The 7,559-nt window shown below is 68.9% G+C and carries 5 protein-coding genes; 2 read left to right on the plus strand and 3 right to left on the minus strand.

The features are described from left to right. Positions 1-104: 104 nt before the first annotated feature. Entirely contained in the window at positions 105-917 is an 813-nt protein-coding gene (locus tag AC1RCS_RS21065) for an alpha/beta fold hydrolase (protein WP_492245753.1), read from the minus strand. 47 nt (positions 918-964) lie between these two features. After that, on the minus strand, positions 965-1,792 hold the full coding sequence (locus AC1RCS_RS21070; protein WP_218293832.1) for a proteasome-type protease: 828 nt from the start codon (positions 1,790-1,792) through the stop codon (positions 965-967). A 319-nt stretch (positions 1,793-2,111) separates the two neighbouring features. Between AC1RCS_RS21070 and AC1RCS_RS21075 the strand changes: the two genes are divergently transcribed. Continuing rightward, positions 2,112-3,323 (plus strand): alpha/beta hydrolase family protein, encoded by a 1,212-nt coding sequence (locus tag AC1RCS_RS21075; RefSeq protein ID WP_370627878.1) that lies wholly within the window; start codon positions 2,112-2,114, stop codon positions 3,321-3,323. A 57-nt stretch (positions 3,324-3,380) separates the two neighbouring features. Here the strand turns inward: AC1RCS_RS21075 and mutS are convergent, their stop codons facing one another. Continuing rightward, entirely contained in the window at positions 3,381-5,999 is a 2,619-nt protein-coding gene (gene mutS / locus AC1RCS_RS21080; protein WP_218341644.1) for a DNA mismatch repair protein MutS, read from the minus strand. 280 nt (positions 6,000-6,279) lie between these two features. Here mutS and AC1RCS_RS21085 point away from each other — a divergent pair. Beyond that, positions 6,280-7,559: PAS domain-containing protein (locus AC1RCS_RS21085; RefSeq protein ID WP_492245752.1), on the plus strand; the 1,280-nt coding region annotated here is incomplete at its 3' end.

The raw sequence follows: 7,559 nt of genomic DNA on the forward strand, positions 1-7,559 counted from the left end.
CCAGTGTAGAGGATGGAGCCAAAAATGGCGCGGCCTGTGTGTCCTGCGCATCAGCGCGCTTTTTCGGCGCTTTTGGCGGCTGTTCCGGTGCTATACCGCTGGGCTCAGGGGGTCAGCGACGCCAGGTTGAGCAGGGAGGCCTCCATGGCGGCGGCCGTGGCCAGCGGCTGCTCCATGGGGAAAAGGTGGCTGCCGTCGAGCATCATCGTGCGGCCCTGGGTGATGCGCAGCGTCATGGCCATGCCCACCTGCTTCATTTCGTCCGAGTCCCGCCCGCCGATGAAGGCGGCCGGGCATTGCAGCGGATGGGTGCCGAGCAGCCGGCCCAGGTTGTGCGGCAGCGTGTTGTAGATGGCGGTTTCCACCGCACGGTCGAATCCGAGCACGCGCTTGCCATCGTGGTCCTGCAGTCCGTGGCTGATGTAGTCCTGCAACACGTCCGGATGCCACTGTGCAAAGGCCTTCTTCTTGCGGAAGTGTTCCAGCGCCTCGTCATTGCTGGCCCAGCTGAAGCGCCGCTGCCGGCTGATCTTGCCGGGCGAGATGGAGCCCACCACCTGCGTGCGCTTGGCCACGCCGACCGCGTTGGCCTTCCAGCCGCCCAGCAGGGGCGAGTCGATCAGCAGCACGCCGCGCACGAGCTCGGGGTGGCGGGCCGCTGCCATCACGCTCAGGAAACCGCCGAGCGAATGCCCTGCCAGAAACACTGGCGCACCCAGGCGCTGGACCTGCGCCGTGGCGAAGTCGGCGAGCTGCTGCACCAGGTGCGGCCAGTTGTTGGTGACGGGGTACCTGGGGTCGTGCCCATACCGATCCACCGCGCTCACTTCGAACCCGCGGGCCCGCAGGTGCTTGAAAAGGACGCGGTAGGTGCTCGCTGGGAAGCTGTTGGCGTGCGAAAAGACGATGGGAAGCATGGGGTACCCGGCAGGAGGGAAGGTCGGGCGCTGCGGCCCCGCGGCCGTCAGATCAGCTTGTCCAGATGGTTGGTGATCTTCTTGAGCGGCTTGCTGCGCGCCGGGTTCACCATGATGGGCACGGTGGTCACGCCGCCGCCCCAGGCGGGGTCTTCGATGCTGTCGAACACCTGGCGCAGCTTCTGGCCCCAGCTGTCGTGCAGCATGCGGAAGTAGGGATTGTTCTCGTCGATGCACACCACTTTCTCGGTCGAGAAACGGTCCACCTCATAGACGACGAGGTCCAGCGGCAGGCCCACCGAGAGGTTGGACTTGAGCGTGCTGTCCATGGAGACCAGCGCGCACTTGGCGGCTTCGTCCAGCGGTGTTTCGGGCGTCAGCACGCGGTCGAGCACGGGCTTGCCGTACTTGGATTCGCCGACCTGGAAGTACGGCGTCTCGGACGTCGCCTCGATGAAGTTGCCGGCCGAATACACCTGGAACAGGCGCATGCCCTCGCCCTTGATCTGGCCGCCGAACACCATGGACACATTGAAGTCCACGCCCGAGCGCTTGAGCGCCGCGCCGTCGCGCTCGTGCACGTGGCGCACGGCGGCGCCCAGCACGCGGGCCGCGTCGAACATGCTCTTGGCGTTCCAGATGGAGATCGTCTCGCCCGAGTCACCGTCCTTGAGCTGCTCGGTCTGCAGGATCTCGCGCACCGACTGCGAAATGGACAGGTTGCCCGCCGACAACAGCACCATGAAGCGGTCGCCCGCCTTCTCATACACCATCATCTTGCGGAAAGAGCTGATCTGGTCCAGGCCGGCGTTGGTGCGCGAATCGGACAGGAAAACCAGCCCGGCGTTGAGTTTGATGGCGACGCAATACGTCATGGAAAAAGTGGGGTCGTTGGAAGAGAGGAACCCGCGAGTTTAGTCTGGCGTGGGAAGGCCCCCTCGGGAGGTGGTGCCGGACGGCTCTCCTGTGCTCCGTGGCGGGTATGCGAAATTGATAGCAATGGAGGGTGGATGGACAAGCGCTGCAGGCAATTTTTAATAAGAATCGGCTTGCTGCAACCCCCCGCCGCCAACCCGGGGCCACAGCAGTTGGCAAGGCAAGGTCCGCCGCGGGGGCAAAGGGCTATTCCTCCCAGGCCAGGCAGCATGCGCCCGCCGCTCCTATCATCCGCCGCTTCACCTGAAGGGCCCTGCCGTGTTGAAGAATCCACTGATCCTGTCTGGAACCCGCCGCGCCTGCGCGCTGGCCCTGGTTGCATTGCTGGCGGCCTGCGGCGGGGGCGGCACGGAAGAACCTGGCGATGGTGGCAACCCGCCAGCGCCACCGCCTGCCCCGGTGCGCTCCGGCCAGCTTGAATCCGCCGCCGCGCTGGGCACCGTGCCGACCGCCGACATCGCCGCGGCCCTGGCCGCCAAGGAGTCGCTGGCCCAGGACGTGGTGCCGCGCTACAGCGTCGCCTCCTACCGGCTCGAATACCTCACCACCGATGCCGACGGCAAGGAGGTGCGCGCCTCCGGCCTGGTCAGCGTGCCGCAAAAGCCCGCCGGTGCGAAAAGCCCGGTGCTCAGCTACCAGCACGGCACCATCTTCCGCGATGCCGAGGCGCCCAGCAACAACGCGGTGGCGTCGGAGGTGTCGGTGGTGCTCGCATCGCTGGGCTACATCGTGCTGGCGCCCGACTACGTGGGTTTTGGCGCCTCCAAGGGCACGCCCCACCCCTACCTGCTGGCGGCGCCCTCGGCGGCCGCCACGGCGGATTTTCTGACGGCCGCCCGCACCTGGCGCGGCCAGGCCAACGTGGCGGACAACGGTCAGCTCTTTCTGACCGGCTACTCCGAGGGCGGCTACGTCACCATGGCCACGCACCGCGCGCTGCAGGCGGGCGGATCGCCGCACCTGCAGCAGCTGCGCATGGTGGTGCCGGGCGCGGGGCCCTACAACGTGCAGACCACCATGGATGGCCTGGTGGACCTGGTGCGGCAAGAACAGCCGGTGATCGGCGCACTCATCAACCCGGGCTTCCTGCGCTACCTGGGCGGCAGCGTGCAGCGCGAGGTGCGCCGCCTGCTGCTGCGTGCGCTCATCCCGGGCGATGCCGACGTGGCCTACGACACGCGCTTCATCGACCACTTCCTGGCCGACGATGTGCAGGCCCTGGCCAGCGCCAGCAACGTCTACGACTGGAAACCCAACGTGCCCGTGCGCCTGTACCACGGCCGCGACGACCGCACGGTGCCCTACGCCAGCTCGGTCAGCACCGTGCGCGCCATGCAGAATCGCGGCGCGGGCGACCTGGCCGGCCTGACCGAGTGCCGCGCACGACCGGTGGCCGGGCATCTGCAGTGTGTGCCGCCGTTCATCACCTTCATGCTCGGGCAGCTGGCGCCAGTGGCGCAGGATCTTTGAGCCGGGGCGCCGCGGTGGCCTTCCGGGGCGCCGGGCCGGGAGCCTGGTGGCGTCGCCTCAGCCCGCCATCTTCTTGAGCTGGTAGAGCGCATCCAGCGCCTCGCGCGGGCTCAGCGCATCGGGATTGATGCCGGCCAGCGCGGCCTCCACCGGGCTGGCGCCCGCGCCCTCGGGCGCGGCCGGGGTGGCGAACAGGTCCACCTGCAGGTCGTTCTCGCCCGCGCGCTCCTCCAGCGCGGCCAGCGCATGGCGGGCGTGGTGCAGCACCGGCGAGGGCATGCCCGCGAGCTTGGCCACCTGGATCCCGTAGCTGCGGCTGGCCGGCCCGGGCTGGATCTCGTGCAGGAACACGATGTCCGCGCCCGACTCGGTGGCGCTCACGTGCATGTTGATCGCGTGGCGCGCCTTGGCGGGCAGCTCGGTCAGCTCGAAGTAGTGCGTGGCAAAGAGCGCGAACGCGCGGGTCTTGTCGTGCAGGTGCGTGGCGATGCCGCTGGCCAGCGCCAGGCCGTCGAAGGTGCTGGTGCCCCGGCCGATCTCGTCCATCAGCACCAGGCTGTGGGGCGTGGCCGCGTGCAGGATCTGCGCGGCCTCGGTCATCTCCAGCATGAAGGTCGACTGCGCGTTGGCCAGGTCGTCCGCCGCGCCGATGCGGGTGTGGATCGCGTCGATGGGCCCCAGCCGGCAGCTCGCGGCCGGCACGTGGCTGCCCATGCTGGCCAGCAGCACGATGAGCGCCACCTGCCGCATGTAGGTCGACTTGCCGCCCATGTTGGGGCCGGTGATGACCTGCATGCGCGTATTGGCGTTCAGCCGCGTGTGGTTGGCGATGAAGCTGCCGCTCGACGTCTCGGCCAGGCGCGCCTCGACCACGGGGTGGCGGCCCCCTTCGATCTCGATGCAGGGCTCGGGCACGAACTGCGGCGCGCACCAGTTCAGCGTGAGCGAGCGCTCGGCCAGCGTGCACAGCACGTCCAGCGTGGCCAGGGCCTGCGCCAGGCGGGTGAGCGCGGGCACGTGGGGCTGGAGCTGGTCGAGGATCTGCTCGTACAGCCACTTCTCGCGCGACAGGGCGCGCTCGTTGGCCGACAGCGCCTTGTCCTCGAAGGCCTTGAGCTCGGGCGTGATGAAGCGCTCGGCGTTCTTCAGGGTCTGGCGGCGGCGGTAGTCGTCGGGCACCCGGCCAAGGTTGCTGCTTGTCACTTCGATATAGAAGCCGTGCACCTTGTTGAACTGCACGCGCAGGTTGGCGATGCCGGTGCGGGTTTTCTCGCGCGTTTCCAGGTCCAGCAGAAAGGCATCGCAGTTGGTCTGGATGGCGCGCAGTTCGTCGAGTTCGGTATCGAAGCCCGGGGCGATCACGCCGCCGTCGCGCACCAGCGCGGCGGGCTCCTCGGCGATGGCCGCGCACAGCAGGGCGGTACAGCCCTCGGGCGGATGCAGGTGGCTGAAGATCTGAATCAAATAGGGCTCTGGCGCTTGTCCAGAAAGCGCTAGCAGCTCTGATTTTTGTAGCGTCTTGCAGAGCGCGACCAGCTCGCGCGGGCGCACCTGGCGCAGCGCGATGCGGGCGGTGATGCGCTCCACATCGCTCACGCCCTTGAGTTCGCCGCGCAGTGTGGACCAGGGGCCCGCACCGCCGCCTGCGCCGCCCGCACCCCGCAAGGCTGTGGTGGCCGACAGGCGCTGGCGTGCCTCGGCGCGGTCGCGGCGCGGCTCCAGCAGCCAGGTCTTGAGCAGGCGGCTGCCCATGCCGGTCATGCAGGTGTCCAGCAGCGAGAACAGCGTGGGCGCGTCGTCGCCGCGCAGGGTCTTCACGAGCTCCAGGTTGCGCCGCGTGGTGGCGGGCAGGTCGATGAGGTCGTCGCCGCGCTGCACCTGCACACTGTGCACGTGCGTGAGCGTGCGGCCCTGGGTGTGCTCGGCATAGGCCAGCAGGCCGGCCGCGGCGGCGTGCGCCTCGCCCAGGTCCTGCGCGCCCCAGGCCTGCAGGCTGGCGGCGCCCAGGTTTTCGAGCAGCTTGCGCTCGCCCAGGGCGCTGTCGAACTGCCAGTCGGGCCGGGGGCTCATGGGGCAGTTGAAGGCGCCGCCCTGGCGCAGCGCCTGCAGCTGCTGCTCGAAGCGGTCCGTCACGCCCGCGCTGTAGATCAGCTCGCTGGGGCCCACGCGCGCGATCCACCCGCCCAGTTCGTCCTGCGCGCATTCGGCCAGGTACACGCGCCCTTGCGTCACGCTCAGCCACGCCAGGCCGCAGCGCGCGCGCGGCGCCTGGTGCACGGCCATGAGCAGCGATTCGGACTTGTCGGACAGCAGCTCCGTGTCGGTCAGCGTGCCGGGCGTGACCACCCGCACCACCTTGCGCTCCACAGGCCCCTTGGCCGCGCCCACTTCGCCCACCTGCTCGGCGATGGCCACCGACTCGCCCATCTTGATGAGGCGGGCCAGGTAGTTCTCCAGCGCATGGAAGGGAACGCCCGCCATGGTCACCGGCTGGCCGCCCGACTGGCCGCGCTGCGTGAGGGTGATGTCGAGCAGGCGCGCCGCCTTTTCGGCGTCGCCATAGAACACCTCGTAGAAATCGCCCATGCGGTAGAACACAAGCGTTTCGGGATACCCGGCCTTCAGGGCCAGGTACTGCTGCATCATGGGGGTGTGGTGTTCGAGCGTGTCGGACATGCTGGGGGCCGGGAAATGAGGCGTGGACTGTAGCAGTTCGCCCTGCACGCGCTGCCGCGGGCCCCGCGCGGCGAAACCTGGCGGCGGGCCCGTGCCGGTCCCTGCGGCGTGTCCGGCGGGCCTCGGGTTTTCCCTTGGGGAAATGCCCCAGGTTTTGAACGAATGTTACGTTTAGACATACTCTTGCCTGTATGCTGGCACTTTGGCTTTTGACCGTCGGCCCCGCCCTGCGCAGGCGGGACCCATCCCAACCGCAGGCTTCAGAGGTTCCAGAGCGACCGTGATCTCGTCCGAACTGTTGACCGATCTCCTCGCCCCCGCTGGTGAGGGCCCCATAGAGCCCATGGCGCAGGCGCGCTTGCAGGCCCTGGTCGATGCCGTTCCGGTGGCATTGATGGAGTTCCGGCTGCAGCGGGGCCGCCTGCTGCTGTTGGCCGCCAACGCCGCCGCCCGCCGCATGCCCGGCCTGGGCGCCGTGCGCAACCCGGGCGCGGATGCGAGCGAGGTGTTCGACCTGCTGGAAGGCACGGCGCTGCTGGACCAGCTGCACGGCGTGGTCCGGGTGGGGGCGCCGCTCGAATGCCGCCAGGTGGTGCGCGAGCCGGGCCGGCTGCTGCTGGCCTGGGATCTTTCTGCCCGCCGCGTGACCAATCACTGCATCGTGGTCACGGTGCGCGATGCCACCGAGGCCGAAACCCTGCGCTCGGCGCTGGCCGCTTCCGAACGCGCGCTGGAGGAGGTGCGCCGCGAGCTGCGCGAGCAGACCGAGGTCTTCAACGCCATGGAGAGCCTGGCGCGCACCGGCCACTGGCGCCGCATCGAAGACCCTGGCGAGACGGTGCTGCTGTGGTCCCCGGGGCTGTGCGAGATCGCGGGTTTCGAGCAGCAGGAATGGGTGGACCCGGAGCGCGCCGTGAGCGGCATCCTGCCCGAAGACCGCCAGGTGTTCGACAAGGTGCGCGAGCGTGGAGCCGGCGGGGATGTGGAATACCGCTGGCGCCGTCCCGATGGCGAGGTGCGGTGGATGCGTTCCCGCGTGCGGCGCACGCTCCCGCGCGACGGGGTGCAGGTGGTGATGGGCGTGGTGCAGGACGTGACGGACGAGCACCGCGCCGCCGAGCAGTTGCGCGAACAGCTGCTGTTCATCCAGCGCATCGCCAGCCGCATTCCGGGCTTCATCTACGAATACCGCCTGCACGCGGATGGCGGCACCAGCGTGCAGTACATCAGCGATGCGGTGCGCGAATTCATGGGCGTGGAGCCGCACGAGGTCACGGCCGACCACGGCGTGCTCATGCACCGCGTGCTGGCCGAGGACCTGCCCCAGGTGCAGCGCTCCGCCATCACCTCGGTGCGCAAGCTGGTGCCCTGGCAGTGCGAATACCGCGTGCGCATGCCCGACGGCAGCGTCCGCTGGCACATGACCAATGCCATTCCGCACCGCGAGCCCGATGGCTCGGTGGTATCGCACGGCTTCACGATGGACATCACGGACCGCAAGCGAGCGGAGCAGGAGATCGAGCGCCTGGCGTTCTTCGACGCGCTGACGGGCCTGCCCAA

The organism is Acidovorax sp. GW823-FHT01C06, assembly GCF_058798375.1.